This is a genomic window from Rhodococcus sp. 21391 (genome assembly GCF_016772255.1).
GTDB classification, from domain to species: domain Bacteria; phylum Actinomycetota; class Actinomycetes; order Mycobacteriales; family Mycobacteriaceae; genus Rhodococcus_F; species Rhodococcus_F opacus.
Window position 1 is genome coordinate 934,252 of the sequence record NZ_CP063781.1, and the last position, 26,609, is coordinate 960,860.

The following is a 26,609-nucleotide window of genomic DNA, read 5'->3' on the forward strand; positions in this document are numbered from 1 at the left end:
AGGGTGCCGGATCGACCGGCACCCCGGCTTCGGCTCACCCGGCGGGGTCCGCCGGACCGGCATCGGGTTCGTCGGACTTCTTCCGACGGGTCTCCCGATCGACCTTCCAGAGGAAATCCGGATCGTCGTCGGGTCCCTGCACCCGATTGCTGAGCACGGGCCTGGTGTTCGGGCCGAACGCCTTCCAGAGCAGGACCGCCACTGTCACGAGCCCGATGAGTGCCAACAGATAGATCACCGCGCACCTCCTTACACCGCTCGAGGGTAGCCGGTATCCCTGAGCGTAGCCGCGTCGGCGGCAGAGGGCACTTCTCCGGTCGCAGGGCGTCCGGGTAGTGCGGTCGCGGTCAGCTCTACGGCTACCCGCCCAATATCAGGGTCGGCCCGCCTCCGTCGTCAGGGAGCGGAGCAGCTGCATGACCTCGGCCTCGCGGAAGCGGCGGTGCCCGCCGGGGGTGCGCAGCGATCCGAGCCGGCCCGCGTGCGCCCATCGCGTCACGGTCTTCGGGTCGACATGGAACAGGGCAGCCACCTGGCCCGGGGTCATGAGGGCTTCGTTGGATCCGCTGAATCCGGGTCCGTTGTAGGTGGGTGCGCTCATCGACGGTCCTCCACTGCTTTCGACTGGTCTGTGCTGAAGCCGGCCGCTGTTGCGACTGATCTCGGTCATCGTGACATCTGGCCCCCCGGGTACTCGAACGATCTAATGTTGGTAAAGGGGAGGTAATAGACAAATCGGATAAGTCGGACGTGTGAGGGGCGGGCTCGGCGATGGGTAACCTGGGAGCGTGAGTGAGTCATCCGAGAAGCCAGAAGACCAGGTCGAGCGCCCCGTCACAGCCGATTCGAGCGCACCGGCGAAGCAGGACGGGCGGGTGACCAAGGGGCAGCTGGCGCGCGACGTCGCGATCTATTCGATCGCCCGGCTGCTGCTGGTCGTCGTCATCGGCGCCATCATCCTCGGGGTGGCTGCACTAGTCGGAGTCGCCGTGCCGCTGCTCGTCGCCGCCATCTTCGCGGTCCTCATCGCACTCCCGCTGTCGCTGCTGCTGTTCGCGAAACTCCGCCGGCGGGTCAACGAGGGGATCGCCGCGTTCGACGCGCAGCGTCGCGCCGACCAGGCCGACCTGCGTGCCAGGCTCCGCGGTGAGGGCACGTCCCGGTGACGGACGGCGACTGCGTCGTCATCGACCGGAGCCTTCCGCGTGACTGGGTGGACAACGCCGTCCGTCTCATCGACGCCGACGCGCAGCGCAGCGCCGATACGCACCTGCTGCGGTACCCGTTGCCCGTCGAATGGGGTGTGCAGCTCTACCTGAAGGACGAGTCGACCCACATCACGGGCAGCCTCAAGCATCGGCTGGCCCGATCGCTGTTCCTCTACGCGATCTGCAACGGATGGATCACCGAGGGGACCACGGTCATCGAGGCGTCGTCGGGGTCCACGGCCGTCAGCGAGGCGTACTTCGCGAAGATGCTCGGACTCGACTTCGTGGCCGTCATGCCGCGCAGCACGAGCGGCGCGAAGATCGCCCTCATCGAGGCGCAGGGCGGTCGCTGCCACTTCATCGACCGGCCGCCGGAGATCTACAGCGAGGCCCGACGGCTCGCCGCGGAGACGGGCGGTCACTTCATGGACCAGTTCACGCACGCGGAGCGGGCCACCGACTGGCGGGGCAACAACAACATCGCCGAGTCGATCTACCACCAGATGATTCGTGAAGAGCACCCGGTGCCGGAGTGGCTCGTCATGAGCGCCGGCACCGGCGGCACCAGCGCGACGCTGGGCCGGTACATCCGCTACCGCAGGCACGCGACCCGGCTGCTCGTGGTGGATCCGGAGAACTCGGCGTTCTTCGGTGGTTACGACACCAACTCCTGTGACTACGCGACGGGGATGCCCTCGCGCATCGAGGGCATCGGCAGGCCGCGGGTGGAGCCGTCGTTCGTCGGGCAGGTCATCGACCGGATGATGCGGGTGCCCGACGCCGCGTCCATCGCGACGGCTCGGCACGCCAGTTCAGTGCTGGGTCGCCGGGTCGGCGGTTCCACGGGCACGAACCTGTGGGGTGCGTTCACCGTCGTCGCGGAGATGCTCGCGGCCGGACGGTCCGGCAGTGTGGTCACGATCCTGTGCGACGGCGGCGAACGCTACGCGGACACCTACTTCGACGACGACTGGGTGGCCGGGGAGGGTATCGACCTCACCGGTCCGACCGCGGTGCTCGACGGCTTCGCGGCGACCGGGGAGTGGCCCGGTCAGCCCGGCTGAGGCGCGGTCGCGCCGGTACGCACCGGCACCGTCACCGGGCGGGACATCGTGACCCGCGGCCACGCGGCGAGGCCGTGCCGGGCCTCGTCGGCGCGGATGCGTGACAGGCCCGGGGTCAGGGCGTCCTCCGGCAGGGGGCGGAAACCCAGCCGCTCGTAGTAGGGCGCGTTCCACGGGACGTCGACGAACGTGGTGAGGGTGAGGGCGGGCAGCCCGCGGTCCGCCGCCCACGACGAGATCTCGTCGAGGAGCAGGGCGCCGAGGCCCTGACGGGCGTGGCCGGGGTGGACCGACACCTGCTCGATGTGGGCGGCCCCGTCGACCACGGCGACGAGTGCGTATGCGACCGGGGCATCGTCTGCGTCGACCGCGACCCAAATGCATTCCAGCTGGAGGTATTCGGTCAACTCGTCGAGTGTGAACGGGGGATCGTCGGCGACGGCGTCCATTCCGATGTCACGAAACGGCGCACCCGCCGCGATTTCGATGTCTTGCAGGACGGGCAGGTCGGTGGAAATGGCCGGGCGGATCACAGGTCTTTTGTACCCGAAATCGTGCTGTTCGCACAGTTTCCCTGCACTTTCCCAAAACTTACTCCACCGTAGGCTACGCAACCGTAGGTTGGTAGCCTGGCGATAGGACGACGGAGCGGGGACGAGTATGGACAAGCCCGAGGTAACTCTCGAGAACTTCGAAGCGGTGTACGCGTACTACCGCGACCATCAGCAGAATCGGATACTCGCCAAGCTGGCGTACGCGTCGCTGTATGCGAAATACCGGCCGCGGGTCGTGTACGCGGACGACGCGAAGGCGCAGCTGGCGGGGCTCGTGAAGTCCGGCAGGGTGCTGATCGTCGCCGCCAATCACATCACCCACAGCGACCAGTACACGCTTGCGGCCACGGCTTGGAACACGCCGCTGCGCCGCGCGATCGGACGCACCCGGGTGCTCGCCAAAGACGAATTGTTCGTCGACCCCGACCTGCACCAGAAGGTCGACATGATGGGCGGCATCCCGGTGTTCCGCAGCAAGAACTACGGGCTCCGGGCGGTCGCCGACGCGGGCCGCCTCATGATGGACATCTCCGCCGAACGGCTCTGTCGCGGTGACAACCTGGCGATCTTCCCCGAGGGCACGTGCAACGAGGACGACCCGACCCGCCTGCAGCACATCAACAGCGGAATCGGTCACATCGCGAAACGTGCGGCAGATCGCGGAGTCTCACCCGTGCTGCTGTCCATCGGCATCAGTTACGGGCCGGACGCCCACGGGCCCGACCCCGAGAACGTGAAGTCGGCGAGCGTCTTCGTCGGGGAACCGCTGTTCGCCCTCCCGGCGAAGCCGATGGACATCGCCCACGTCGTGCAGAAGGAACTGCAGATCGCCGTCGACGGGGCGGTCGCCGCGTACTGACGGCCGCCCCGAGATCTGTCAAGGCGGGTTGACACCCGGTCGGTGTCAACCTAAATTGACATGCATGACCGAAGCAACCACGCTCGCCGCAGCGGCGGGCAGCCCCGACCCCGCCGAGGGGTTGCGGGCCGTGCGTGCGCTGCGGCGTCTCCTCGAACGGCTCGAGGCCATCCAGGTCGCCAACGCCCGCGCCCAGGGCTGGTCCTGGCAGGCGATCGCCGATTCCCTCGAGGTGAGCAGGCAGGCCGTCCATCAGAAGCACAATCGGAGAGGGAGGTAACGGCGCATGTTCGAACGATTCTCGACGGACGCCCGGGCGGTGGTGATCGGCGCGCAACAAGAAGCGCGCGCACTGAAGTCGCCCCAGATCGGGCCCGAACACCTCGTACTCGCGCTGCTGTCCGTGAAAACCGAACCCGTCCACGGCATCCTCGCCGACGCCGGCGTCGAGGAGGAGAAGTCGCGATCGACCGTCGCGGCCCGCGGCACGGCCTTGAGCGACGCCGACGCGGAAGCACTCGAATCGATCGGGATCGACCTCGACGCGGTGCGGCAGAGCCTCGAGCAGAACTTCGGCGAGGGCGTCCTCGATCCCGAAGAGCCGGCGGAGAAGCGCGGCTGGTTCGGCCGGAAGTCGGGGCACATCGGGTTCACCCGCGACGCGAAGAAGGCGATCGAACTGTCGCTGCGGGAGGCGCTGGCGCGCAAGGACGATCACATCGGCGCCGAGCACATCTTCCTCGGAGTGCTGCGAGTTGCCGACGGCACGACACGGGAGATTCTCGAGGTCCAGGTCGGTGTCGGCGAACTCCGACGTCGCATCCACGCGGCACTCGACGACCGCGCGGCCTGACCATCCCGGTCCCGGGTTATCCGGTTCCCGTTTGTCCGAACGATGTGCCAGCATGCACCCATGACCTTCTTGGTACGCCTCGCCATCAACGCGTTCGCGATCTGGCTGGCGGCAGCCTGGGTGTCGGGCATCGACATCTCCAGTTCAGGCAACGGAACCGGATGGGACATCGTGGTGCTGCTCGGCATCGCGGCGGTGTTCACCGTCGTCAACATCTTCGTCAAACCACTGGTGAAGCTGCTGTCGCTGCCGTTGCTGATCCTGACGCTCGGCCTGTTCACCCTGGTGATCAATGCCCTGATGCTGCTGCTCACCGCATGGCTGAGCTCCCAGACCGATTACGGCCTGACAATCGACGGCTTCTGGACCGCCGTATGGGGAGGCCTGATCATCTCGATCGTCAACTTCATCCTCGGCATCGTCCTCCCGGACGGCGACTGACCCGGCGGCCGCTCAGGCGACCGAGAGGGCCACAGCGGTGGCGGCGCCCCAGATCAGCATCGCCAGCCCCGAATCCCGAAGCGCCGGAATCAGTGCGAGGCCCAGGCCGCCGGAGCGGACCGGCGCGTTCGCCCGGACGGCGAGAGGCAGCGCGAGCAGCCCGACGAGCGACCAGGGGGTGCGCAGCACCAGGACGAGCGTCACGACGAACGGGACCGTCAGCGTGACGAGATGCAGGATGCGGGTACGCGAGTCGCCGAGCCGGACGGCGAGCGTGCGCTTGCCGGACCCGGTGTCGGTGGGAATGTCCCGCAGATTGTTGGCGACGAGAACCGCGCTCGAGAACGAACCGACGGCGATCGCGGACACGAGACCGGCCCAGTCCACCGTCTCGGCCTGCACGTACTGGGTGCCCAGCACGGCGACGAGACCGAAGAACACGAAGACGGCGACCTCGCCGAAGCCGCTGTACCCGTACGGCTTCTTGCCGCCGGTGTAGAACCAGGCGCCCACGATGCAGAGGGCGCCGATCAGCACGAGCCACCACGCGGTGGTGACGGCGAGGACCAGACCGGCCACCGCGGCGACGGCGAAGCAGGCGATGGCCGCAGCCTTCACCGCCGACGGTTTCACCAGCTTGGACCCGACGAGCCGCAGCGGCCCCACCCGCTCGTCGTCGGTGCCGCGGATCCCGTCCGAGTAGTCGTTGGCGAAATTGACGCCCACGATCAACGCGAGAGAGACCATCAGTGCCAATACTGCCTTCCACCACACCGCGCCGCCGAGCGACGCCGCGGCGCCGGTGCCCACGAGCACCGGGGCGATCGCGTTCGGGAGGGTGCGCGGACGAGCGCCTTCGATCCATTGAGCAGCCGTTGCCATGCACCGATCTTTGCACCGTGCGAGAAGACGCCCGCACCCACGCCGTGCAATACCATCGAACGCGGTGGACCAGCACATGAGCGTGGACGAGAGAGTGGCACCGGCAAGCACACCGATCCAGGTCGCCTTGTTGGGTGAGATATCGACGTGGCGATCGGGCGTGCTCGCGCCGCTGCCCGGCACCCGCGCGCGCAGCCTGCTGGTCGCTCTCGCCCGCGATCCCGGCCGGAGCCGGTCGGCGCAGGCCCTTATCGACGAGGTGTGGGGCGAGGATCCGCCGCGGTCCCCGATGAATGCGTTGCACACGCAGGTTTCCCGTCTGCGCGCCGCGTTGCCGGACGGAGCGCTGGAGATCGGCCCGGCCGGTTACCGGCTGGCGGTGCCCAGGGATGCCGTCGACCTGACCCGCGCGGAGGACGTGGCACGCCGGCTGAGAGGCCGGGAGAACGGTCGCAGCGTCGGGCCGGACGAGATCCGCGATGCGCTCGCGTTGTGGCGGGGCGACCCGGGCGCGGACCTTCCCGGGGGTGCCGCCGCAACAGAACTCGCCGCCGATGCCGCGGTGATCCGGGGGCAGCTCGAGGCCGCGGACCTGGCGGCGCTGGTGGCGGCCGAAGACTGGGACGCCGCCCTCCCGAAGGCGCTGGCCCACGTCGCCGCCGAACCGCTGGACGAGCAGGGGCACGCGCACCTGATGCGGGCGCTCGCCGGGCTCGGGCGAGACAACGAGGCGCTGGACGTGTTCGCGACCTTCCGCAAGCGGATGGTGTCCCGGCTGGGGGCCGATCCGTCGCCGGCGCTCGTCGCTCTGCACACCGAGATCCTGCGGGGCGGACGTCCCGGTGCTGTGGCGGCTCCGCTCCTCGCGTCGCCGGACCGGACGGCGATCGGGCTCCGCGCGGCACCCAACGCCCTCCTGGGACGCGACTCGGACATCGCGGAGATCGAGCGGTTGCTCACGTCTTCGCGGGTGGTGACCATCCTCGGGCCCGGCGGTGCCGGCAAGACGCGACTCGCGCACGAACTGGGTTCGCGGGCCGCGGCGGGGACGTCCGTGGCTCTGGTGGAACTCGCGTCGCTGCGCAGCAGCGAGGACGTCGTGGCGGCGATCAGCAGCACGCTCGGGCTCAGCGAGGTCGACATCGCGCCGGGCCGGCTCACCGTCAGCCGCGTCCATTCGGCGCGGGAACGGCTGCGGGAAGCGTTGTCGGCAGGGCCGATGCTCCTGATCCTCGACAACTGTGAGCACGTCATCGGCGCGTGCTCCGAGGTCGTGGCCGACCTGGTGGCGGCCGGCGACCAGCTGACCGTCCTCGCGACCAGCCGATCACCCCTGATGCTCGCGTCCGAGGCCGTGTACCCGCTGCCGCCGCTCGCGATCGACGAAGACGACGCGCCCGCCGTGCAACTGTTCACGGCGCGGGCCCGCGCGGTGCGGCCCACGGCGCGTCTCGACCCGGAGGCGGTGCGCAGCCTCTGCCGCACTCTCGACGGTCTACCGCTCGCGATCGAACTGGCCGCCGCGCGGGTACGCAGCATGAGCGTCGAGGACATCGGCCGACGACTCGAGCATCGGTTCGCGCTGCTGCGGTCGCACGACCCGACGTCGCCCGAGCGGCACCGCACCCTGCACGCCGTCATCGATTGGAGCTGGCAGCTCCTGGGCGAGCAACAGCAGATCGCGCTGCGCAGACTCTGCCGGTTCCCGGCGGGGTTCACCCTCGACGCCGCCCGGACGATCGCGGAGTGGGACGGCGTCGACGACGTCGTGGATGCGGTCGAGGGCCTCGTGAATCAATCCCTGCTGTCCGTGTCGGAGACGTCGGACACGCTGCGCTACTACATGCTCGAGACGGTGCGCGAGTACGGCGAGGAGCAGCTCGCGTCGGCTGGCGAGGAATCGGAAGTGTTTGCTCGCCAAGGGGTCTGGTCCGGCCGGTTCGCGTCGGAGGCGCTCCGCCGGTGCCGATCCGACCAGGTTGCGCTCGCGGACGACATCGACGCCGACCACGACAACCTGCTCGCGGTCCTGCGGTGGGCGGTCGAGCGCGACGACGCCGAGACGGTGGCAACCGTGTTCCCGGTGCTGGGCGGCCTGTGGGCCATTCGGGGCGCGCACTCGGAGGTGATGAACTGGACGCCGCGGATTCTCGGGTCGACGGCGGACGCGGACCTGACGGACGTCGGTTCGGAGCTGGTGGCGTACACGTTCCTGCTCGCGGCGATGCACCTGGTGTTCGGTGGCCAGACGCGCACGCTCGCCCGGGCCCGGATCCGGCTGCGTCACCTGCTCCGGGACCGCCCCGACCTTCCGTCGGTCACCTCGTTCGCGGTGCGGCTCATCCTGTCGCTGGGTTCGGGACGGCGCCTGGCCAGGGTCGTCGCGGACGGGGTGCGGTCGAACGATCCGGAGACCCGCGCGGCCGCGTTGTCCGCGCGGGCCAGCATGCGGGAGAACCTCGGCGACTTCCGCGGCGCGATGAGGGATGCCGCGACGGTGTCCGAACTGTGCGGGGCGATCGGTGACGTGTGGGGCACGGCGATGGCGTCGCAGTTCCTCGGTTCGCTGCACAGTCAGTCCGGGCGCTACCGGCACGCGGTGCGGCACTATCAGGACGCCGTCGAGGGCATGCGGAAGCTGGGTGCGCAGGAGGAGGCGGATCAGTTGTGGGGCTTCCAGGCCTCCGCGCTGATCGCCGACGGTGATGTGGAGGCCGGCCGGAAAGTGCTGGCCGAGACGGTACTCGAGCATCGCGGTGCGGGCACCGGGACCGACGACCACCAGCCGGACGAATGGCGGGCAGCCGCCACCGGCAGTCTCGCGGAAATCGATCTCGCGGACGGCGACGTCGAACGCGGGCTCGCCCGCTACCGTGAGGCGCTGGACATGGTGTATCCCCGGATGCTGTCCGAGCCGTACGCCGATCCGTTCGGAATGATGCTGGCGGCGTCGGTGGTGTGCGCCCATGTGCTGCACGGCCGGTCCGAGATGATGGTGGAGTTCGTGCCGAAGCTCGCGGAGGCAGCGCTGTCGAGGCTGGGACAGGGCGCCTACCAGGATCTGCCGGTCACCGGGGCCGTCGCGGCCGGGGTGGGATGCTTCGAGCTCGCGCACGGTGATCCCGATCGGGGCCTCGCCCTGCTGGCGTTGTCGGTCCGGGCCCGGGCCCGGCAGGACATCGCGTCGCTGCGACACCCCCGGCACGTCGCGTTCGCGCTCGAGCACGTGGGGGAGGACCGCTGGGAGTCGGCGCAGAATCGGTTCGGCAACTGGTCGCGTCGTGCGGTGCGCGCCGAAATCCTGGACATGCTCGGCAGTTCGAGCTGAGTGCCGGTCTCAGGCAGGGACCCGGCCGCTCACCCGGGCCGCACACGATCGCAGGAGGTCGGTGAGTTCCGGATCGTCGACGGCCAGGCGTCCGGTCTTGCCGATCGCCGCAAGGCATCCGACCACCGCGTTCTGCGCATCGTGCACCGGGACGGCGACGGCGCTGCGGCCCACCCGCACCTCGTCGACCTCTCGGGCCGAACCGGTGTGACGGACGGCGTCGAGTTCACCCCGCAGCGCGGCGATGTCGGTGACGGTCCGCGACGTGACCCGGTGCAGGCTCGACGGCACCAGGTCCGGACGGGACGCGAGGAGGATCTTGCCGATGGCGGACGCGTGCAGGTGCGCGGCGATCGTGTTCTCGCCGCTGAGTTCGTGGTCGGGGTCCCGGTCGACGAGTCGCACCCGGCCGCCCGCGAACGACGCCAGATGGATCCCGAAACGCACCTGTTCGCGCAGTTCTTCGAGCACGGCGTGGTGGTCGACCGGGTCCGGCGCCGCATCCGCCCCCGCCAGCTGCCTGGTCCGCCGGCCCAGCGCGAACCCGGACAGGTCGGCGATCCGCACCAGATAGCCGTCGGCGGTCAGGAGATTGAGCAGCCGGTACGCCGTGGCCTGGGGGATCCCCGCGTGTGCGGCGATGTCTCGCGCGGTCGCCCCGGACCCGAGCTGAGCCACGGCCTCGAGCAGGGCGAGTGCCTTCTGCACGGCGCGTGGTTCGTGGCCCGCGACCTCCCCCGCTCGGGCGCCCATCACCGGGACCCGGGGGTACGTCCAGCCGCCGTCAACGCGAGGTTCCCGGCAGCGTCCGTGGCGAAGACCCCGGCTCCCGGCAGCACATCGTCTGTTTCCGCGGTGTCGAACACACCCATCGACCGCAGGCTCGCCGGGTAGCGCCATCGCAGGTACAGCTGCCACGCCGAACCCGACAGCAACAGGGTCAGCACCACGGTGGGGACCATAGCGAAGCCGTGGGCCACGTTCACGAACAGCATGTAGGCCAGGACGATTCCGCCGGCGGCGCTGCCCGCGACTCCCGCCACCAGGACGAGAGGGGTGTGCTCCCCGATCCGGCTGAGGAACCGCACCGACGCCACGGCCACCAACACATACGCCGCGACCACCGCAGTCCTGGCAATCAACTGCACGTGACCGAATCCGGTCGACTTGCCGACGATGCCGAATGTCGCGGCACCGACGCACACGGCGCACACGATGACCGCCAGCGCCGCGTACGGGGTGCGGAAGCTGCGGTGCACCCGGGCGAACAGACGCGGCACGACTCGTTCGATCCCCATCGAATACAGCAGCCGCGACGCGGCATTCGACGACGCCATCGCCGACGCCAGCCACGACGTGCCCAACCCGAGGTTCAGGGCGATCACCACGGCCGGGTCGACCCCGGTGGAGGTGCCGTGCAGATACGCGTTGACCAGGGTGTCCGTGCGACCGGACCAGGCGGCCCACGCCGAGAAGATGAACAGGCCGCCGCAGATCATCGGCGTGAGCATCACGGTGCGGGTGACGGTGGCGAGCGGGCGCTTGGCCTCCGGCCCGAAGAACGTGGCGCTCTCGAAGCCGGCCAGGGCGAACACCGCGGCCAGCGTCATGAGCAGCGGCCCGTACGCGGAATCGGACGGCGGTACCGCGGCGTGCTGGCCGCCCGCGCCGGTCACGATCATCAGACCGACGATGAACAGCAACGAGCACGATTCGACGGCGAGGATGGCGAGGGCCGCGAACCGTACCCCGCGGACCAGACAGGCGAGGATCACGATCGCGATCCCGGCGTAGACGAGGAGACGTTCGGCGGGTTCACGCAGTTCCAGCCCGAAGAAGCCGAGCGTCGCGATCACGGCCTGGCCACCGTGGTACAGCGTCATCACCGCACTGCCCACGTACTTGGTCAGCATGGCGACACCCGCCGTCAGCGCGGCTCGCGTGCCGAGGCCCTGGAACACGAAACTGTAGAGGCCGCCCGCGGCCGCCATACGTCGCGTGAACTGCGAGACGCACACCGCGATCAGGGAGACCACCACCGTCGCGACGACGATCGTGATCAGACCGCTCAGCAGCATCTGGTGGGTGAACATGGTGACGGGCAGGACCACCATCGACACCGCAGGCGCCGTCGTGGCCACCGACTGGGCGAGAACCTCGAAGCCCGACAACTGCCGCCGACCCAGCGCACGCAACGGCGACAGGGCCTGACGTTCGGGCTCGCCGGTGGCGAACGAACGCACGATGGCGTCGGAAAGGGCTGACATGCGCGTGAAACTAGCCGGGTCGTGTTGCCGAAAAGTTTCGGTTTCGGGTCGAACTCCGACTCGGGAGTGAGAACGGCCCGCGCCCGTTCTCGCTCGCCGGCCTCAGACTGTTTCGCCGCCGACAACTTCCCGACTCGCTTCCCTCCCAGGATGAATCCGGACAAGTTACCCGGGTCGCCGGGCGCAAGAATGGGAGCGCGAATTGGCATTCACACGTAGATCTTTCATGAAGGGCCTCGGGGCCACCGGAGGCGCAGGCCTCGCGTACGGCGCGATGTCGACGCTCGGGCTCGCACCGTCGACCGCTGCGCCCGCCCGCACCTTCCAGCCGCTCGCGGCCGGCGACCTGATCGGCAAGGTGAAGGGCAGCCATTCCGTGGTCGTGCTCGGCGGCGGCCCCGCCGGTCTGTGTTCGGCATTCGAACTGCAGAAGGCCGGGTACAAGGTGACGGTCCTCGAGGCCCGCACCCGGCCCGGTGGCCGCGTCTGGACCGCCCGGGGCGGCACCGAGGAGACCGACCTGAACGGCGAGACGCAGAAATGCACGTTCTCCGAGGGCCACTTCTACAACGTCGGCGCCACCCGCATCCCGCAGAGCCACATCACGCTCGACTACTGCCGCGAACTCGGCGTCGAGATCCAGGGCTTCGGAAACCAGAACGCCAACACGTTCGTGAACTACCAGAGCGACACGTCGCTGTCGGGCCAGTCCGTCACCTACCGGGCCGCGAAGGCCGACACGTTCGGCTACATGTCGGAACTGCTGAAGAAGGCCACCGATCAGGGCGCCCTGGACCAGGTGCTGAGCCGGGAGGACAAGGATGCGCTGTCGGAGTTCCTCAGCGACTTCGGTGACCTCTCCGACGACGGCCGCTACCTCGGATCCTCGCGTCGTGGTTACGATTCCGAGCCCGGAGCCGGCCTGAACTTCGGCACCGAGAAGAAGCCGTTCGCGATGCAGGAAGTGATCCGCAGCGGCATCGGCCGCAACTTCAGCTTCGACTTCGGCTACGACCAGGCGATGATGATGTTCACCCCGGTTGGCGGCATGGACCGGATCTACTACGCGTTCCAGGACAGGATCGGTACCGACAACATCGTCTTCGGCGCCGAGGTGACGTCGATGAAGAACGTGTCCGAGGGCGTCACCGTCGAATACATCGCCGGCGGCTCGAAGAAGTCGATCACCGCCGACTACGCGATCTGCACGATCCCGCCGCACCTCGTCGAACGACTGCAGAACAATCTGCCCGGCGACGTGCTCACCGCGCTGAAGGCGGCCAAGCCGTCGTCGTCCGGAAAGCTCGGCATCGAGTACTCGCGCCGGTGGTGGGAGACGGAGGACCGCATCTACGGCGGCGCGTCGAACACCGACAAGGACATCTCGCAGATCATGTTCCCGTACGACCACTACAACTCCGATCGCGGTGTGGTCGTTGCCTACTACAGCAGCGGCAAGCGGCAGGAGGCGTTCGAGTCGCTCACCCACCGCCAGCGGCTCGCCAAGGCGATCGCGGAGGGCTCGGAGATCCACGGCGAGAAGTACACCCGCGACATCTCGTCGTCGTTCTCGGGCAGCTGGCGGCGCACCAAGTACTCCGAGAGTGCCTGGGCCAACTGGGCGGGCAGCGGCGGATCGCACGGCGGGGCGGCCACACCCGAGTACGAGAAGCTGCTCGAACCCGTCGACAAGATCTATTTCGCCGGCGACCACCTGTCCAACGCCATCGCCTGGCAGCACGGCGCCCTGACGTCCGCCCGCGACGTCGTCACCCACATCCACGAGCGCGTGGCCCAGGAAGCCTGACCTTCCCCTCGAACAAGGAGTCGTGAACTGTGAAGTCTTTTCGTACCAAGGCCGTGACCGCCGCGCTCGCCGCATCCGCTCTGATCGCCGGGGCGACGTCGTGCTCCTCCGAGGAGGCGGCAGCGGAAGCGCCCGGCAGCACGTTCGTCTCGAAGTCCGTTCTCGAAGCCGGCGAGGCGAATCCGATGATCGCGCAGGGTGTGGCCATCGGTGGCGGCACCGCCGTCTACAAGTCGAGCGGCATCGGTCCCGGCGCTTCCAACCAGGCCGCACCCGAGGGCACCCCCGAGTCGTACATCGACACCGACGTGTTCACGGGCGGCGCACTCCCGGCCGGAGTCACGATCACCGAAGCACAGGGCATCAACGCGCTCAAGCGGATTCGCGACCATCTCGAGGCACAGGGACTGACGCTCGAGGACGTCGTGACCATGCGGGTGTTCCTCGACAACGCCCCCGGCACCGACCGCGCCGACTACGCCGGCTGGAACCGCGCCTACCGGCAGTTCTTCGCGAACACCAACCTCGAGACCGGCGACACCGAACTGGTCCCGCTCGGCACCGCGGAACCGGCCGCCCCGATGGAACGGAACTCCGCGCGTCCCAGCCGGTTCGCGCTCGAGGTCGCGAGCCTGCCCGCCGCGGGCTGGCTCGTCGAGGTCGAGGTGGACGCCGTGTACCCCGACGGTGAGGAGCCCCAGTAGTGGGGGCGCTCAGCCCGAGCCACTGGGCGATCATCGCGGTCGTGCTCGTGGTGCTGTTCGGGTCGAAGAAACTTCCGGACGCCGCCCGCGGCCTGGGACGGTCGATGCGGATCCTCAAGACCGAGGTGGGGGAGTTGCAGGCGGACGCACCCGAACTGGAGAAATAGGCGAAGCGAGTCGGTGGACCCCGCGTCCACCGGCTCGCTTCGTTCTTCGGGTGTCAAGCCTTACGCATGTACGTCCGGACCGTCAGCGGTGCCATGATCGCGACGATCACGGCGGCGCCGAGCAGCGACCACACGACGTGGACACCGAAGTGGCCGTCGTTGACGAGTTCACGCACCGCGGTCACGACGTGCGACACGGGGTTGACGTTCACGAACGCCTGCATCCAGCCCGGCATCGTGTCGGCGGGCACGAACGCGTTGGACATGAACGTCAGCGGGAACAGGATGAGCATCGAAATGCCCTGCACCGAAGACGCTTTGCTCATCAGAACACCCATCAGAGCGAAGATCCAGCTGATCGAGAAGGCGCAGACGATGACGAGCGCGCCGGCCGACACCACCCCGACGACACCGCCGCCGGGCCGGTACCCCATCGCGATACCGACGGCGAACGTGATGGTCGTGGCGATGCCGTACCGCACGACGTCGGCGAGGAGCGCACCGGACAGCGGCGCGATGCGGGCGATCGGCAGGGACTTGAAGCGGTCGAAGACGCCCTTGTCCATGTCTTCCCGCAACTGGGTGCCCGTCACGATCGACGTGGTGATCACCGTCTGGACCAGGATGCCCGGGATGATGATCGGCAGATACGACGCCACGTCGCCGGAGATGGCGCCACCGAAGATGTACGTGAACATCAACGTGAAGATGATCGGCTGGACGACGACGTCGAACAGTTGCTCCGGATTGTGCTTGATCTTGAGCAGTCCCCGGTACGCCATGGTCAGCGTGTTCGCGACGGACTGCTCGAGGCTGATCCGGTTCCGGGCTTCCGGAATCGGTTGGGGGCCCGCGTGAGCGAGGGATTCGAGGGTGGTGGTCATGCGACGCTCCGTTCGGTGTCGGCCTCGGTGGCGTCTGCGCCGTGGCCGGTGATGGTGAGGAAGACCTCGTCGAGACTCGGCTTCTGGACGGTGATCTCGTCGACGGCGATGCCGTGGTCGCGCAACCGGATCAGGAGTTCGACGGTGAGCGACGGATCGGTCATCGGCGCGGTGAGGCGGCCGATCTCCGGGGTGATCGCGACCTCCACACCGAGGGTGTGGGCGATCACCGAACGCGCGTCGTCGGTCTGTCCGCGATCGACCAGCGTCAACTGCAGCGAGGAGACGCCCACGGACGCCTTCAACTCGTCGGCCGTGCCGTCCGCGATCACCTTTCCGCGGTCGATGACGGCGATCCGATCGGCCAGCTGATCCGCCTCGTCGAGGTACTGCGTGGTGAGCAGCACCGTCGACCCGTCCGCGACCAGCCTGCGGATGGTGTCCCACATCTGGGCGCGCGTCCGAGGGTCCAGACCCGTCGTCGGCTCGTCGAGGAACAACAGGGGAGGATGGGCGATCAGGCTGGCCGCCAGGTCCAGACGTCGACGCATGCCGCCCGAGAAATTCTTGAGCGGCTTCGTCGCCGCCTCGGTGAGGTCGAACTCCTCGAGCAGTTCCGTGCACTTGCGGCGGGCATCACCCCGGCTCAGGCCGAGCAACCGGGCGAAGATCACCAAATTCTCGACCGCCGACAGGTCCTCGTCGACGGACGCGTACTGGCCCGTGACACCGACCAGCGAGCGCACCGCATTCGGTTCGCGCACCACGTCGTGGCCGAAGACGCGGGCCTCGCCGCCGTCCGGACGCAACAGCGTCGCAAGCATCCGCACCGTCGTGGTCTTACCGGCGCCGTTCGGGCCGAGCACTCCGTACACCGACCCGGTCGGGACGGACAGGCTCACGCCGTCGACGGCGCGCTGACGGCCGAAGAGCTTCACGAGCCCGTCGGCCTCGATGGCTGGGGGAGTTGCAGTGAGGTTCATGCCGTAGACGATGCAGCCCACCACTTGCATCGGGCTTGCACGCCTCTTGCACGGTCTTGCGGGCGCTGTCGTCGGGCGAATTCACAGACATTGGTCGGAATCAGGGGCAATTGCGCCGGAATCTGACGAATCGGCGTGCGGATGTGGATTTCCACAACCAGTCGGTTATCCACAGGCAGACTGTTCTCCCTGGTCGGAGAAGGCGGCTGGCGTCGAGCAGGGTGCACGATGCTCGATATGAGAGCAGAGGACCTGATCTTTCGCCGCCGTGCGTTGGCCGACGGAATCACCGACCCGGAACTGCGTCGCGCGAGGACGACCGGACAACTGGTCGCCGTGGCCGCGGGTGCCTACCTCCACAGCGGCAGCTCGGAATCCTTGGACGCGATCGGGATGCACCGAGCCCGGGTTGCGGCGGCGGTCGTGGCGCACGGGGGTGGGGTCGTGGTCCGCCGCAGTCCTCCACGGGCTCGATGTCGGTGCGGTGAACCTCGATCGCGTGCACCTGACCCGGGCGCGTCGATCGGGCGGCCGACGGACCGCGACGCTGCACTTTCACATCGCTCCACTCGACGCGGACGATGTGACCGAGATCGACGGCGTGGCAGTGACCTCGCTCGCTCGGACCGTGGCGGATGTGGCGCGATCGGAATCGTTGGACCAGGCCGTCGTGATCGGCGATTCCGCGTTGCATCGAGGTGTTGTGTCGATCGACGACGTCCAGGCTGTGGTGGAGTGTCACGGGCGCCGGAAAGGCATCGGTGCCGCGCGCCGCGCAGTGGCTCTGCTGGACGGACGCAGTGAGAGTCCCGGTGAGTCGCTCAGCCGAATCAGGATGCGTGAGTGTGGGATGCCGGCGCCCGAGCTGCAACACGAAGTGCGCACCGACGGAGGTGCGTTGGTCGGACGCGTCGACTTCTTCTGGGAACGCTGGGGAGTTGTCGGCGAGTTCGACGGGATGGGCAAGTACAGATTCGGTTCCGGTCAGTCGGGCGACATCGTGGCGAAGGAGAAGTTGCGGAAGGACGCGATACGCGACACGGGTCTCGAGGTGATCCGGTGGGTGTGGGCGGACCTGGGGCGGTTCGACGCCGTGAGGGCGCGATTCGAGCGCGCGTGTGCCCGCTCGCGACGCCGGTGACCCATTCCCTCCCGCCGAATTGCTGGAATCACGCACAAACGCACGGGAATCTAGCGAATCGGTGTGCAACTCCGCAGACGGGAGGACTCGCTAGCCGAATCGCGATTCCAGTGCACGCCGGTCGATCTTCCCCGGACCTCTGAGGGGGAGGGTGTCGACGAGGTGCAGTTCGCGTGGGGCGGCGGTGGGGTCGAGGGTGCGTTCGACGAAGGTGCGGAGTTCGGCGAGTGTCGGTTCGGTGCCGCGCTCGGCGACGACGACGGCGGTGACGCGGCGCCCCAGTCGCTCGTCGGGGAGGCCGATCACCGCGCATTCCCGGACGGCGGGGTGCGCGACGAGAGCCGCCTCGACCACCTGCGGGACGACGGTGAGACCGCCGGTGGAGATGGCCTCGTCGAGTCTCCCGGAGATGCCGAGGACGCCGTCGGTGACGGCGCCGGCGTCGTCGGTGCGGAACCAGCCGGGTTCGGCGAACGCTGGATGGTCCGGGAGTCCGCGGTAACCGGCTGCGAGCATGGGCCCGCCGAGGAGGACGCGGCCGTCACCGTCGATCCGCACCCGGGCGCCGTCGAGGGGAACCCCGTCGTACACGCATCCACCGCACGTCTCGCTCATTCCATACGTACGGACGACGGTGATGCCGGCGTCGACGGCGCGACGCAGGACGGGGGCGGGGGTCGCGGCTCCACCGAGGAGGACGGTGTCGAGTGCGGCGAGCGAGGCCACGGCGTCGGGATGGTCGAGGGCCTTGACCAGCTGGGTCGGAACGAGCGAGGTGTAGCGGCGGGGACCGCTCATCGACGCGACAGCGGCAGGCAGCGCACCGGGGTCGAAGCCGTCGGCCACGTCGATCACCACCGGCTCGGTGCCGGCGAGGACACTGCGCAGCAACACCTGCATGCCCGCGATGTGGTGGGCGGGAAGGGCCAGCAGCCAGGAGCCCGGACCGCCGAGCCGCGCGTGCGTCGCGTCACCGCTGGCGCGGAGGGCGGCCGCGGACAGCATGGCACCCTTCGGCACTCCCGTCGTGCCGGACGTCGCGACCACGAGGGCGACACCGTCGTCGATCGGCTCCCCGGGGTGCAACGCGTCCGTCAGTCGGCGGGTCTCCCGCTCGTCCGCGGCGGGTACGGGGAGGGCGGCCGGGCCGGTTCCGTCGAGGATCGCCGACAGTTGCGGCAGGATGCCGAGAACCCCGACGCCCGACGGGACGGGCAGGACCTGCAGTTCGCTCACTGGGCAGGCCCGGCCAGCGGCCAGCCGCCTGCGGCGAGGTTGCTGCGCACCCGGTCTACGTCCGACTCCAGCGGCAACTCGTCGGTGACCTTGGTGATGAGCACCTGGATGTCGGTCTTCTCGATGGGCAGGTCGCCCTCCTCGACGAGGGCGTCGGCGACGGCGTCCACCTCGTCTTCCGACAGACGGCGGGTGAGCAGCGCGAACAACGGGATGTAGTCCTGCTCGGGCACGCCGTTCGGGTAGCCGGCTCGCAGCCAGCCGATGATGGAGGAGAGAAACGGTGGAAGGCTCATGGCTAGCCTGCGTCGCGGGTTTCTTCCGTGTCGCCGGAGCCGTCGCCGCATTCGGCATCGGGTCCGACCGGCCACCCTCCGGCCTCGAGGTTCGCCGTCACCCGGGCAACGTCCTCCTCGGACGGTTCCTCGTGGGTGATCTCGCTGATGAGACGGCGGATGTTGTCGTAGTCGACGTGGCGTTCGGGTGTTTCGTGGGCCGTCTCGATGGACAGCGCGACGACCTGTTCGATCTCCTCGTCGGTGAGACGGCGACGCAGCACGGCCAGCAACGCGAAATGGTCCTTCGCCGGGATTCCCTCGGGGTACCCGGCGCGTAGCCAGTCGAGCACGGAGCGAAGTGAATTCTTGGGCACGCGTTCGGCCTCTTTCGTCGATGGAACGGGACTCGCGGTCGCCGCTCAGAAGATGTGGATACCGAAGCTGCTGGCCAAAAAGCCCTGCATCAAGAGAAGTATCCCAGTGATGATCGCGATCAGCACCACGGCGAAGCAGGCCCAGGCGCCGATCCGGCCTGCGAAGGTCGGCTGCGAGACTCCCTCACCGGTGTCCGTGCCGCCGAGCGACCGGAGTCCGAGCGCGAAGATCGCGGGGAGGCCCGCGCCGAACAGCAGTCCGACGAGGATGACCTGCCAGAGCGAGTGGATGGTGGTGGTCAGCAGTGTCATGGCGAGCCCCTCAGCGGTTCGCGGCGCGACCGGCGGAGTCCGCGGTCTCGGCCACGCCCGGTTCGGTGGGTTCGGCGGGAACGTCGGTCTCGCCCGACTCCCATTCGGCATTCACGTTGCCGGACGTCACCGGCTGCAGCCGGGAGCGCAAATACATGAACCCGGCGAGCACGATCAGGGCGGCGAACACGACGAGAACACCGGGCAGACCGCCGATCATGTGGGCGATGACCCAGCACACGGCTCCCACGATCGCCGCGGACGGCAGGGTGACCAGCCACGCGACGGCCATGCGTCCGGCGATGCCCCAGCGGACCTCGGCGCCCGTGCGGCCGAGGCCGGTGCCGAGGATGGAGCCGGTCGCGACGTGCGTGGTGGACAGCGGCAGTCCGAGGTGGCTCGACGTCAGGATGATGGCGGCGGACGAAGACTCCGCGGCCATGCCCTGGGGAGCGGCGATCTCCACGAGTCCCTTACCGAGCGTGCGGATGATGCGCCAGCCGCCGAGGTAGGTGCCGAGCGCGATGGCGATCGCACAGCTGAGCTTCACCCAGAACGGCATCTCGTCCTCGGCGGACAGGGACCCGTGCGCGACGAGTGCGAGGAAGATCACGCCCATCGTCTTCTGGGCGTCGTTGGTTCCGTGGGCCAGCGACACCAGGGACGCGGAACCGATCTGACCGATGCGGAACCCGTGTTCCTTGGTGTCCTCCGGCACGCCGGAGGTGATCCGGTAGACCAGCTTGGTGCCCGCGGTGGCGACCAGTGCTGCGACCACGGGGGCGAGGACGGCGGGCACGACGACCTTGCTGAGCACGCCGCCCCACTCGACACCGCTCATGCCGATGGATGCGATGGCCGCACCGATCAGTCCGCCGAACAGCGCGTGGGACGAGCTCGACGGCAGGCCCAGCAGCCACGTCGCCAGATTCCAGATGATGCCGCCGACCAGGCCGGCGAACACGATGAGCAGCAGATCCTCGCCGCCCACTTCTCCCAGATTCACCACGCCCTTGGCAACTGTCGCCGCAACCTCCACGGACAGGAACGCGCCGACCAGATTCAACGATGCGGAGAGCGCGACAGCCGCCTTGGGTCGCAGAGCTCCCGTCGCGATCGAGGTGGCCATTGCATTGCCGGTGTCGTGAAAGCCGTTCGTGAAATCGAAAGCGAGGGCGGTGACGACCACCACCAGGAGAACTACGAGCTCTGCGGTCACACCCAGATTGTGCGGATTTCAACCGAAAATGTACAGCTGACGTCCGGTGTCCAGGATCACTCCCGCGTATGGCTTCCCGTCAGTTCTCACCCTTCGGGCGGGAGTCGCGGCGGATGGGGTGATCCTCCGGAATCTGCACCAGAACGATCGGGATTCCGTCGGGGTCCGCGATCCACATCTCGAACAGCCCCCACGGTTCCTGCCGGGCCTCGCGGTCGATCTTCACCCCGGCGAGAACAAGCTCGGTCTGGACCGCGGTGAGGTCGCGAACCTGCAGCCACAGGGCGCCGTCGAAGGAGGACGACTCACCGGTTCCGCCGTGCGCGGCAACCTCGATCAGACCCTGACCGGCGAAGAACACCGTGCCCCCGGGGTATTCGCGGGCGGTGGCGAGCCCGAGGATGTCACGGTAGAAGCCCAGTGTCGTCGTGTAGTCGCGCGGCCGCAGAATCGTCCTGCTGCTGAGGATCTCCACCCGTCACCCTCCTTCGCCGGGCCGGGCTTCGTGTCCCGTCCGCCCGTGTGTGCGTCGATCTTCCTTCATCTCCGCCTCGAACAGGTGCCGTCGTCCGTCGGCGAGTTCGTGACGTGCGCCCCGCTCGTGCTCGCGCAGCGGCGACCAGTAGTGATCGTCGAACTCTTCGACGAGCTGGAACGTCCACCGGCCCTCGACGACGTTGCGTCCCACGAGCTCGGACTGCACCCGGTCCGCGACGGCCGCGTGTCCCGCGGCGCGGAGCGCGTCTACGGCTTCGCCGAGCTGAAGATCGGCGTGGCCGATCAGTTGATGGAACGAGTAGAGGTGCCCGCGGGCACGCTCGACCGTTTCGAGGGCCTCCGACAACTTCCCGAGCGCGGCGACGGTGTCGTCGCTCACTCCGGGCGGACGGCGGTGTTCCGGTGCGGGGAGCTCGCGGTCGATGCTCATGTGGGTCAGTGTGCCCGAATCGGAGACGTCGCGTGCCCTCTCCTGCCGAGGCGACGAATCCGCCCGCGTATTTCACCCTCGGAGGGTCTACTCGTGCGTGACCGCCCGGTGCTGGACTGGATCGACAGCATCGGACGACGAGGGGACCAGGCCATGAAATCGAGCGTGACAGGCGAGCCGATAGCGGGCGGCGAATCGTTACCGTTCCCGCCGCCGCCGTCGGGAAGCATCGCCGGCCGGACCATGCAGGAGTCCGTGTACAGCCCACTTCCGAAGAAGCGGCGGCTTTCCGACGACGCCCCGAACATTCTGATCGTCCTCATCGACGACGCCGGGCCCGGTCTGCCGAGTGGCCTCGGCGGTGAGGTGAACACCCCGACGCTCGACGCAATGTTGCAGGACGGTGTCGGGTACAACCGATTCCATACCACCGCGATGTGTTCGCCGACCCGCGCGTCGCTGCTGACCGGACGCAACCACCATCGCGTCGGCAACGGGCAGATCGCCGAGCTGGCCAACGACTGGGACGGCTACTCCGGCCGCATCCCGAGGTCGAGTGCGACGGGGCCCGAGGTGCTGCGCCACTACGGGTACAGCACTGCAGCTTTCGGGAAATGGCACAACACGCCGGCCGAGGAGACCACCGCAGCCGGTCCGTTCGACAACTGGCCGACGGGTCTCGGGTTCGAGTACTTCTACGGCTTCCTCGCCGGCGAGGCGTCGCAGTACGAGCCGAACCTGGTGCGGAACACGACGGTGGTGCTGCCTCCGAAGACCCCGGAGCAGGGCTACCACCTCAGTGAGGATCTCGCGGACGACGCCATCGGCTGGCTGCGCAGGCACAAGGCGTTCGACGCCGACAAACCGTTCTTCATGTACTGGGCCAGCGGCTGTCTGCACGGACCGCACCACATCATGAAGCCGTGGGCCGACAAGTACGCCGGGAAGTTCGACGACGGCTGGGATGCCTACCGGGAGCGGGTCTTCACGAGGGCCAAGGAGAAGGGCTGGATTCCCCCCGAAGCGGAGCTGACCGACCGGGACCCGACGATGGCCGCATGGGACGACATTCCCGACGACGAGAAACCGTTCCAGCGCCGGCTGATGGAGGTCGCGGCCGGGTATGCCGAGCACTGCGACGTCCAGGTGGGCAGGCTGTTCGACGAGCTCGACCGTCTGGGGTACCGGGACGACACGCTGGTCCTGTACATCTGGGGCGACAACGGCTCGTCCGGTGAGGGGCAGAACGGCACGATCAGTGAACTGTTGGCGCAGAACGGCATTCCCACCACCCCGGCGCAGCACATCGCGGCCCTCGAGGAACTCGGTGGCCTCGACGTCCTGGGGTCGCCGAAGACCGACAACATGTATCACGCGGGCTGGGCGTGGGCGGGCAGCGCACCGTACAAGGGGATGAAGCTGCTGGCCTCCCATCTCGGTGGCACCCGCAACCCGATGGTCGTCCGGTGGCCGGCGAAGGTGGCACCGGACCCGACGCCCCGTACGCATTTCCTGCACTGCAACGACGTGGTGCCGACGCTCTATGACATCGTCGGGATCACTCCGCCACGGACGGTGAACGGTGTTCCGCAGGATCCGGTGGACGGCGCCAGCTTCGCGCAGACGCTCGTCGAACGCGGCGCCACCGGGGGAAAGCTCACTCAGTACTTCGAGATCATGGGCAGCCGGGCGATCTACCACGACGGCTGGATGGCGTCCGCGTTCGGGCCACGCGCACCCTGGGCGGCGGGTGTGCCCGGTGGCATCCGCGACTGGAGCCCGGACGACGACGTGTGGGAGCTCTACAACCTGGACGAGGACTGGACCCAGAACCGGGACCTCGCCGAGCAGCATCCGCGGAAGCTGGCGCAATTGCGGGAACTGTTCGCGATCGAGGCCGCGAAGAACAACGTGCTCCCCGTCGGCGGCGGGCTGTGGGTCATCGCGCTGCATCCCGAGCAGCGGATCACGACGCCGTACACGAGCTGGGAGTTCTCCGGCGACACGATCCGTATGCCCGAGTTCTGCGCTCCCGCGCTGGGAAACAAGAACAACCGGGTCACCCTCGACCTCTCCGCTCCGGACAATCCGAGCGGAGTGCTCTACGCGCTGGGGAGTAACGCCGGCGGACTCACGTGTTTCGTCGACGACGGCTACCTCTGTTACGAGTACAACCTGTTCATCCTGATGCGCACCAAGATTCGTTCGACCGTGCCGATCCCGCCGGGCACCCGCACGGTGCAGGTGGTCACGGAGTTCGTCGAGACGCGGCCCGGTGGCCCGCTGAACGTGAAGCTCTGCGTCGACGGCAGTGTCGTCGGGGAGGGGCAGGTGCCGGTGAGCGTGCCGTTGCTGTTCACAGCCAACGACTGTCTCGATGTCGGCACCTGCCTGGGGTCCCCGGTGTCGCTGGACTACTACGACCGGGCGCCGTTCCCGTTCAACGGCACCATCGACCGCATGGCGGTTGAGTACACGTAGGGGATCTCAGAAATACCAGGGGTACGGCTTCCAGTCCGGTTCACGCTTTTCGAGGAACGAATCGCGGCCCTCGACGGCCTCGTCCGTCATGTACGCCATGCGGGTTGCCTCGCCGGCGAACAGTTGCTGACCGACGAGGCCGTCGTCCTGCAGGTTGAACGCGTACTTGAGCATGCGCTGGGCCTGCGGGGACTTGCCGTTGATCTTGGTGGCCCAGTCGATTGCGACGTCCTCGAGTTCGGCGTGGTCGACGACCTTGTTTACGGCGCCCATCTGGTGCATCTCCTCCGCGGTGTACGTCTCACCGAGGAAGAAGATCTCGCGGGCGAACTTCTGGCCGACCATCTTGGCGAGGTAGGCGCTGCCGTACCCGCCGTCGAAGCTGCCGACGTCGGCGTCGGTCTGCTTGAAACGGGCGTGTTCGCGGCTGGCGAGGGTCAGGTCGCAGACCACGTGCAGGCTGTGACCGCCGCCCGCGGCCCAGCCGTTGACGAGGCAGATGACGACCTTCGGCATGAACCGGATCAGCCGCTGGACCTCGAGGATGTGGAGACGTCCGGCGCGGGCCTTGTCGACGGTGTCCGCGGTTTCGCCTTCCGCATACTGGTATCCGCTGCGTCCGCGGATGCGCTGGTCGCCGCCGGAGCAGAACGCCCACCCCTCGTCTTTGGGGCTCGGACCGTTGCCGGTGAGCAGCACGGCGCCCACGTCGGACGTCATCCGGGCGTGGTCGAGCGCCTGGTACAACTCGTCGACGGTGTGGGGGCGGAAGGCGTTGCGCACTTCGGGACGGTCGAACGCCACCCGGACGATTCCCTGGGTGACATGCCGGTGGTAGGTGATGTCGGTCAGGTTCTCGAAACCGGGAACCGGTCGCCAGTGCTGCGGGTTGAAAGTCACGGCTCCGAGGTTATCGGGTGCGGTTGGCGGGTGTCCGCGCGCGCACGAGTTTGCCCGGGTTTACCGTGCAGGTATGAGCGAACAGGCTGCCGACGTCACCCGTCTCGACGGCAAGGGCGACGACGAGTACGAGCACCACGGCGGGTTCCCCAAGTACGAGCCGGTGACGCCCGGTCCGGACTGGCCGCGGTTCGTCGAGGGAATGCGCACGTTGCAGGACCTCGCGGTGTCGGTCGACGCCCCGGACGACGTGCTCGCGCAGGCCGCGGACCAGGTGGAGAAGCTGGCCGAACTGCTCGGACCGCACGTCGTTCCCGAGGGGCGGTCGCCGGCGGGCCGCACGATCGAGTTGCCGGGCCGGGGGAGTCTCCTCATGCCGCCGTGGAACATCGAGAAGTTCGGGCCCGAGGGGGTGCGCAGTGCGGGCATGTTCCGGCGCTACCACCTCGGGGGCAACGGTGCCGCGCACGGCGGCACGCTGCCGCTGCTGTTCGACGACCTGATGGGCATGATCGTCCACGCTTACGGGCGGCCCATCAGCCGCACCGCCTACCTGCACGTGAACTACCGCGCGATCACACCGCTCGACACGCGTCTGACCGTCGAGGGCAGCGTCGACCGCGTGGAGGGTCGCAAGACGTTCATCACCGCACGGTTGATGCAGGACGACACGTTGCTCGCCGACTGCGAGGCCCTCATGCTCCAGTTGCTGCCCGGGCAGCCCTGACGTCGTGACGTCCCTGCCCTCCCTGGAGGAGGTCCTGGCCGATGCCGTCGTGGTGAGTCTGCCCATGCGCGTGCGGTTCCGCGGCATCACGACCCGAGAAGCGTTACTGCTGCGCGGTCCCGCGGGGTGGGGCGAGTTCGCGCCGTTCCCCGAGTACGCGGACGACGAGGCGGCGCACTGGTTGCAGTCGGCGATCGAGGACGCCTGGCTCGGGCCGCCGCCCGCGGTACGAACGCGAGTGCCGATCAACGCCACCGTCCCCGCCGTCGACGCCGCACGGGTGCCCGCCGTGCTCGAGCGTTACTCCGGTGCCCGGACCGCGAAAGTGAAAGTGGCCGAACGTGGTCAGACGCTCGACGACGACGTCGCGCGGGTGCGGGCGGTCCGCGCACTCGTTCCGAACGTGCGCGTCGACGCGAACGGGGGGTGGTCGGTCGACGAGGCCGAGACCGCGCTGCGGGCCCTGACCGTCGACGGTCCGCTCGAATACGCCGAGCAGCCGTGCGCGAGCGTGCCCGAGCTGGTGGAGGTCCGCAGGCGGATGCCCGACGTGCGGGTGGCCGCCGACGAGAGCATCCGGCGCGCCGAGGATCCGCTGAAGGTCGTGCGGGCCGGCGGTGCCGACGTGGCCGTCGTGAAGGTCGCCCCGCTCGGGGGAATGCGGCGGCTGCTGTCGCTCGCGGACGAGTTGTCTTCGTACGGTGTGCCGGTGGTCGTGTCGAGCGCCCTGGACACCGCTGTCGGTATCGCCGCCGGTGTCGCCGCTGCCGCCGCCCTCCCCGAATTGCAGTTCGCCTGCGGTCTGGGTACCGGGGGACTCTTCGAGGCGGACGTGGCCCGCCCCCGCGAACCCGTCGGCGGCGAACTCACCGTCGACGCGGTGGCACCCGACGTCGAACGCGTCACGGCTCTCGCCGCGTCCGCGGAGCGTTCACGCTGGTGGATCGAGCGGGCCCGCCGGTGCCATGGCCTGCTCGAACAACGCGGAGTCCGGTTTTTCGTATAGTGTCTG

General features: G+C 68.5%; 30 protein-coding genes. 14 read left to right on the forward strand and 16 right to left on the reverse strand.

The window, feature by feature from the left end:
• Positions 1-34 precede the first annotated feature (34 nt).
• The gene (locus GO592_RS04400; protein WP_005252018.1) at positions 35-238 is read right to left on the reverse strand and encodes a hypothetical protein; all 204 of its coding nucleotides are present in this window, start codon (positions 236-238) and stop codon (positions 35-37) included.
• 135 nt (positions 239-373) lie between these two features.
• The gene (locus tag GO592_RS04405) at positions 374-601 is read right to left on the reverse strand and encodes a BldC family transcriptional regulator (RefSeq protein ID WP_005252019.1); all 228 of its coding nucleotides are present in this window, start codon (positions 599-601) and stop codon (positions 374-376) included.
• Between the two features lie 187 nt (positions 602-788).
• Here GO592_RS04405 and GO592_RS04410 point away from each other — a divergent pair, with 187 nt between their 5' ends.
• On the forward strand, positions 789-1,166 hold the full coding sequence (locus GO592_RS04410; RefSeq protein ID WP_005258331.1) for a DUF4229 domain-containing protein: 378 nt from the start codon (positions 789-791) through the stop codon (positions 1,164-1,166).
• Complete coding sequence (locus tag GO592_RS04415; RefSeq protein WP_007298107.1) at positions 1,163-2,272, forward strand: PLP-dependent cysteine synthase family protein; 1,110 nt, start codon at positions 1,163-1,165, stop codon at positions 2,270-2,272. The genes GO592_RS04410 and GO592_RS04415 overlap by 4 nt, the downstream gene beginning before the upstream one ends.
• Here the strand turns inward: GO592_RS04415 and GO592_RS04420 are convergent.
• Positions 2,260-2,805 (reverse strand): GNAT family N-acetyltransferase, encoded by a 546-nt coding sequence (locus tag GO592_RS04420; RefSeq protein WP_007298106.1) that lies wholly within the window; start codon positions 2,803-2,805, stop codon positions 2,260-2,262. The genes GO592_RS04415 and GO592_RS04420 overlap by 13 nt on opposite strands.
• A gap of 127 nt (positions 2,806-2,932) precedes the next feature.
• On the opposite strand from GO592_RS04420, the gene GO592_RS04425 reads away from it, so the two are divergent.
• The 4 genes from GO592_RS04425 to GO592_RS04440 all read left to right on the forward strand — a co-directional run bounded on the left by GO592_RS04425 (position 2,933) and on the right by GO592_RS04440 (position 4,979).
• A complete protein-coding gene (locus GO592_RS04425) occupies positions 2,933-3,685 on the forward strand; it encodes a lysophospholipid acyltransferase family protein (RefSeq protein WP_007298105.1) in 753 nt (250 codons plus the stop codon).
• Between the two features lie 64 nt (positions 3,686-3,749).
• A complete protein-coding gene (locus tag GO592_RS04430) occupies positions 3,750-3,965 on the forward strand; it encodes a hypothetical protein (RefSeq protein WP_005258323.1) in 216 nt (71 codons plus the stop codon).
• Between the two features lie 6 nt (positions 3,966-3,971).
• Entirely contained in the window at positions 3,972-4,538 is a 567-nt protein-coding gene (locus GO592_RS04435) for a Clp protease N-terminal domain-containing protein (protein WP_007298104.1), read from the forward strand.
• A 60-nt stretch (positions 4,539-4,598) separates the two neighbouring features.
• A complete protein-coding gene (locus GO592_RS04440; RefSeq protein WP_007298103.1) occupies positions 4,599-4,979 on the forward strand; it encodes a phage holin family protein in 381 nt (126 codons plus the stop codon).
• A gap of 12 nt (positions 4,980-4,991) precedes the next feature.
• On the opposite strand, the gene GO592_RS04445 is transcribed toward GO592_RS04440, so the two are convergent.
• Positions 4,992-5,861 carry a 1,4-dihydroxy-2-naphthoate polyprenyltransferase gene (locus tag GO592_RS04445; protein ID WP_007298102.1) on the reverse strand — a complete coding sequence of 290 codons (870 nt, stop codon included), beginning with the start codon at positions 5,859-5,861 and terminating at the stop codon, positions 4,992-4,994.
• 76 nt (positions 5,862-5,937) lie between these two features.
• On the opposite strand from GO592_RS04445, the gene GO592_RS04450 reads away from it, so the two are divergent.
• Positions 5,938-9,189 (forward strand): BTAD domain-containing putative transcriptional regulator, encoded by a 3,252-nt coding sequence (locus GO592_RS04450; protein WP_050998633.1) that lies wholly within the window; start codon positions 5,938-5,940, stop codon positions 9,187-9,189.
• 9 nt (positions 9,190-9,198) lie between these two features.
• On the opposite strand, the gene GO592_RS04455 is transcribed toward GO592_RS04450, so the two are convergent.
• Positions 9,199-9,942 carry an IclR family transcriptional regulator gene (locus GO592_RS04455; RefSeq protein ID WP_007298100.1) on the reverse strand — a complete coding sequence of 248 codons (744 nt, stop codon included), beginning with the start codon at positions 9,940-9,942 and terminating at the stop codon, positions 9,199-9,201.
• A complete protein-coding gene (locus GO592_RS04460; RefSeq protein ID WP_007298099.1) occupies positions 9,942-11,456 on the reverse strand; it encodes an APC family permease in 1,515 nt (504 codons plus the stop codon). The genes GO592_RS04455 and GO592_RS04460 overlap by 1 nt, the downstream gene beginning before the upstream one ends.
• Positions 11,457-11,682: 226 nt before the next feature.
• Between GO592_RS04460 and GO592_RS04465 the strand changes: the two genes are divergently transcribed.
• The 3 genes from GO592_RS04465 to tatA are packed head-to-tail and all read left to right on the forward strand — an operon-like array spanning position 11,683 to position 14,134.
• On the forward strand, positions 11,683-13,263 hold the full coding sequence (locus GO592_RS04465; RefSeq protein ID WP_007298098.1) for a flavin monoamine oxidase family protein: 1,581 nt from the start codon (positions 11,683-11,685) through the stop codon (positions 13,261-13,263).
• A gap of 29 nt (positions 13,264-13,292) precedes the next feature.
• Positions 13,293-13,967: a Rid family hydrolase gene (locus GO592_RS04470; protein ID WP_007298097.1), complete on the forward strand. Its 675-nt coding sequence runs from the start codon at positions 13,293-13,295 to the stop codon at positions 13,965-13,967.
• Positions 13,967-14,134: a Sec-independent protein translocase subunit TatA gene (gene tatA / locus GO592_RS04475; RefSeq protein WP_005252050.1), complete on the forward strand. Its 168-nt coding sequence runs from the start codon at positions 13,967-13,969 to the stop codon at positions 14,132-14,134. Before GO592_RS04470 ends, tatA begins: the two co-directional genes overlap by 1 nt.
• Before the next feature lie 53 nt (positions 14,135-14,187).
• On the opposite strand, the gene GO592_RS04480 is transcribed toward tatA, so the two are convergent.
• Positions 14,188-15,018, reverse strand: a complete 831-nt coding sequence (locus GO592_RS04480) for an ABC transporter permease (protein WP_007298096.1) — start codon at positions 15,016-15,018, stop codon at positions 14,188-14,190.
• Entirely contained in the window at positions 15,015-16,001 is a 987-nt protein-coding gene (locus tag GO592_RS04485) for a daunorubicin resistance protein DrrA family ABC transporter ATP-binding protein (protein WP_039951627.1), read from the reverse strand. Before GO592_RS04485 ends, GO592_RS04480 begins: the two co-directional genes overlap by 4 nt.
• A 436-nt stretch (positions 16,002-16,437) precedes the next feature.
• On the opposite strand from GO592_RS04485, the gene GO592_RS04490 reads away from it, so the two are divergent.
• Complete coding sequence (locus GO592_RS04490) at positions 16,438-17,142, forward strand: hypothetical protein (protein WP_007298094.1); 705 nt, start codon at positions 16,438-16,440, stop codon at positions 17,140-17,142.
• A gap of 90 nt (positions 17,143-17,232) precedes the next feature.
• On the opposite strand, the gene menE is transcribed toward GO592_RS04490, so the two are convergent.
• From menE to GO592_RS04525, 7 genes are all read right to left on the reverse strand, one after another.
• Positions 17,233-18,378 (reverse strand): o-succinylbenzoate--CoA ligase, encoded by a 1,146-nt coding sequence (menE, locus tag GO592_RS04495; RefSeq protein ID WP_007298093.1) that lies wholly within the window; start codon positions 18,376-18,378, stop codon positions 17,233-17,235.
• Positions 18,375-18,674: a DUF3349 domain-containing protein gene (locus GO592_RS04500; protein ID WP_005252058.1), complete on the reverse strand. Its 300-nt coding sequence runs from the start codon at positions 18,672-18,674 to the stop codon at positions 18,375-18,377. The genes menE and GO592_RS04500 overlap by 4 nt, the downstream gene beginning before the upstream one ends.
• A gap of 2 nt (positions 18,675-18,676) precedes the next feature.
• Positions 18,677-19,030 carry a DUF3349 domain-containing protein gene (locus GO592_RS04505; protein ID WP_005258309.1) on the reverse strand — a complete coding sequence of 118 codons (354 nt, stop codon included), beginning with the start codon at positions 19,028-19,030 and terminating at the stop codon, positions 18,677-18,679.
• Between the two features lie 45 nt (positions 19,031-19,075).
• Positions 19,076-19,342 carry a hypothetical protein gene (locus GO592_RS04510; RefSeq protein ID WP_005258308.1) on the reverse strand — a complete coding sequence of 89 codons (267 nt, stop codon included), beginning with the start codon at positions 19,340-19,342 and terminating at the stop codon, positions 19,076-19,078.
• 10 nt (positions 19,343-19,352) lie between these two features.
• Positions 19,353-20,561, reverse strand: coding sequence for an inorganic phosphate transporter (locus GO592_RS04515; RefSeq protein WP_007298092.1), 1,209 nt, complete (start codon positions 20,559-20,561; stop codon positions 19,353-19,355).
• Positions 20,562-20,640: 79 nt separating this feature from the next.
• Positions 20,641-21,036 (reverse strand): VOC family protein, encoded by a 396-nt coding sequence (locus GO592_RS04520; protein WP_005258305.1) that lies wholly within the window; start codon positions 21,034-21,036, stop codon positions 20,641-20,643.
• Positions 21,037-21,039: 3 nt separating this feature from the next.
• Positions 21,040-21,489, reverse strand: a complete 450-nt coding sequence (locus tag GO592_RS04525; protein WP_007298091.1) for a hypothetical protein — start codon at positions 21,487-21,489, stop codon at positions 21,040-21,042.
• A 93-nt stretch (positions 21,490-21,582) separates the two neighbouring features.
• Between GO592_RS04525 and GO592_RS04530 the strand changes: the two genes are divergently transcribed.
• On the forward strand, positions 21,583-23,970 hold the full coding sequence (locus GO592_RS04530) for an arylsulfatase (RefSeq protein ID WP_007298090.1): 2,388 nt from the start codon (positions 21,583-21,585) through the stop codon (positions 23,968-23,970).
• Between the two features lie 6 nt (positions 23,971-23,976).
• On the opposite strand, the gene GO592_RS04535 is transcribed toward GO592_RS04530, so the two are convergent.
• Positions 23,977-24,870, reverse strand: coding sequence for a 1,4-dihydroxy-2-naphthoyl-CoA synthase (locus tag GO592_RS04535; RefSeq protein ID WP_005252069.1), 894 nt, complete (start codon positions 24,868-24,870; stop codon positions 23,977-23,979).
• A 73-nt stretch (positions 24,871-24,943) separates the two neighbouring features.
• Here GO592_RS04535 and GO592_RS04540 point away from each other — a divergent pair, with 73 nt between their 5' ends.
• Both GO592_RS04540 and GO592_RS04545 read left to right on the forward strand, forming a co-directional pair.
• The gene (locus GO592_RS04540) at positions 24,944-25,597 is read left to right on the forward strand and encodes a PaaI family thioesterase (protein ID WP_005258299.1); all 654 of its coding nucleotides are present in this window, start codon (positions 24,944-24,946) and stop codon (positions 25,595-25,597) included.
• 4 nt (positions 25,598-25,601) lie between these two features.
• The gene (locus GO592_RS04545; protein WP_007298089.1) at positions 25,602-26,603 is read left to right on the forward strand and encodes an o-succinylbenzoate synthase; all 1,002 of its coding nucleotides are present in this window, start codon (positions 25,602-25,604) and stop codon (positions 26,601-26,603) included.
• The last annotated feature ends 6 nt before the right edge of the window (positions 26,604-26,609 follow it).

Bases quoted from the DNA above. Each gene is read 5' to 3' on its own strand.
- GO592_RS04405 (WP_005252019.1), bottom strand. From the start codon at position 601: ATGAGCGCACCCACCTACAACGGACCCGGATTCAGCGGATCCAACGAA.
- GO592_RS04425 (WP_007298105.1), top strand. From the start codon at position 2,933: ATGGACAAGCCCGAGGTAACTCTCGAGAACTTCGAAGCGGTGTACGCG.
- GO592_RS04430 (WP_005258323.1), top strand. From the start codon at position 3,750: ATGACCGAAGCAACCACGCTCGCCGCAGCGGCGGGCAGCCCCGACCCC.
- GO592_RS04435 (WP_007298104.1), top strand. From the start codon at position 3,972: ATGTTCGAACGATTCTCGACGGACGCCCGGGCGGTGGTGATCGGCGCG.
- GO592_RS04440 (WP_007298103.1), top strand. From the start codon at position 4,599: ATGACCTTCTTGGTACGCCTCGCCATCAACGCGTTCGCGATCTGGCTG.
- GO592_RS04445 (WP_007298102.1), bottom strand. From the start codon at position 5,861: ATGGCAACGGCTGCTCAATGGATCGAAGGCGCTCGTCCGCGCACCCTC.
- GO592_RS04450 (WP_050998633.1), top strand. From the start codon at position 5,938: ATGAGCGTGGACGAGAGAGTGGCACCGGCAAGCACACCGATCCAGGTC.
- GO592_RS04455 (WP_007298100.1), bottom strand. From the start codon at position 9,942: ATGGGCGCCCGAGCGGGGGAGGTCGCGGGCCACGAACCACGCGCCGTG.
- GO592_RS04460 (WP_007298099.1), bottom strand. From the start codon at position 11,456: ATGTCAGCCCTTTCCGACGCCATCGTGCGTTCGTTCGCCACCGGCGAG.
- GO592_RS04465 (WP_007298098.1), top strand. From the start codon at position 11,683: ATGAAGGGCCTCGGGGCCACCGGAGGCGCAGGCCTCGCGTACGGCGCG.
- GO592_RS04480 (WP_007298096.1), bottom strand. From the start codon at position 15,018: ATGACCACCACCCTCGAATCCCTCGCTCACGCGGGCCCCCAACCGATT.
- GO592_RS04485 (WP_039951627.1), bottom strand. From the start codon at position 16,001: ATGAACCTCACTGCAACTCCCCCAGCCATCGAGGCCGACGGGCTCGTG.
- GO592_RS04500 (WP_005252058.1), bottom strand. From the start codon at position 18,674: ATGAGCCTTCCACCGTTTCTCTCCTCCATCATCGGCTGGCTGCGAGCC.
- GO592_RS04510 (WP_005258308.1), bottom strand. From the start codon at position 19,342: ATGACACTGCTGACCACCACCATCCACTCGCTCTGGCAGGTCATCCTC.
- GO592_RS04525 (WP_007298091.1), bottom strand. From the start codon at position 21,489: ATGAGCATCGACCGCGAGCTCCCCGCACCGGAACACCGCCGTCCGCCC.
- GO592_RS04540 (WP_005258299.1), top strand. From the start codon at position 24,944: ATGAGCGAACAGGCTGCCGACGTCACCCGTCTCGACGGCAAGGGCGAC.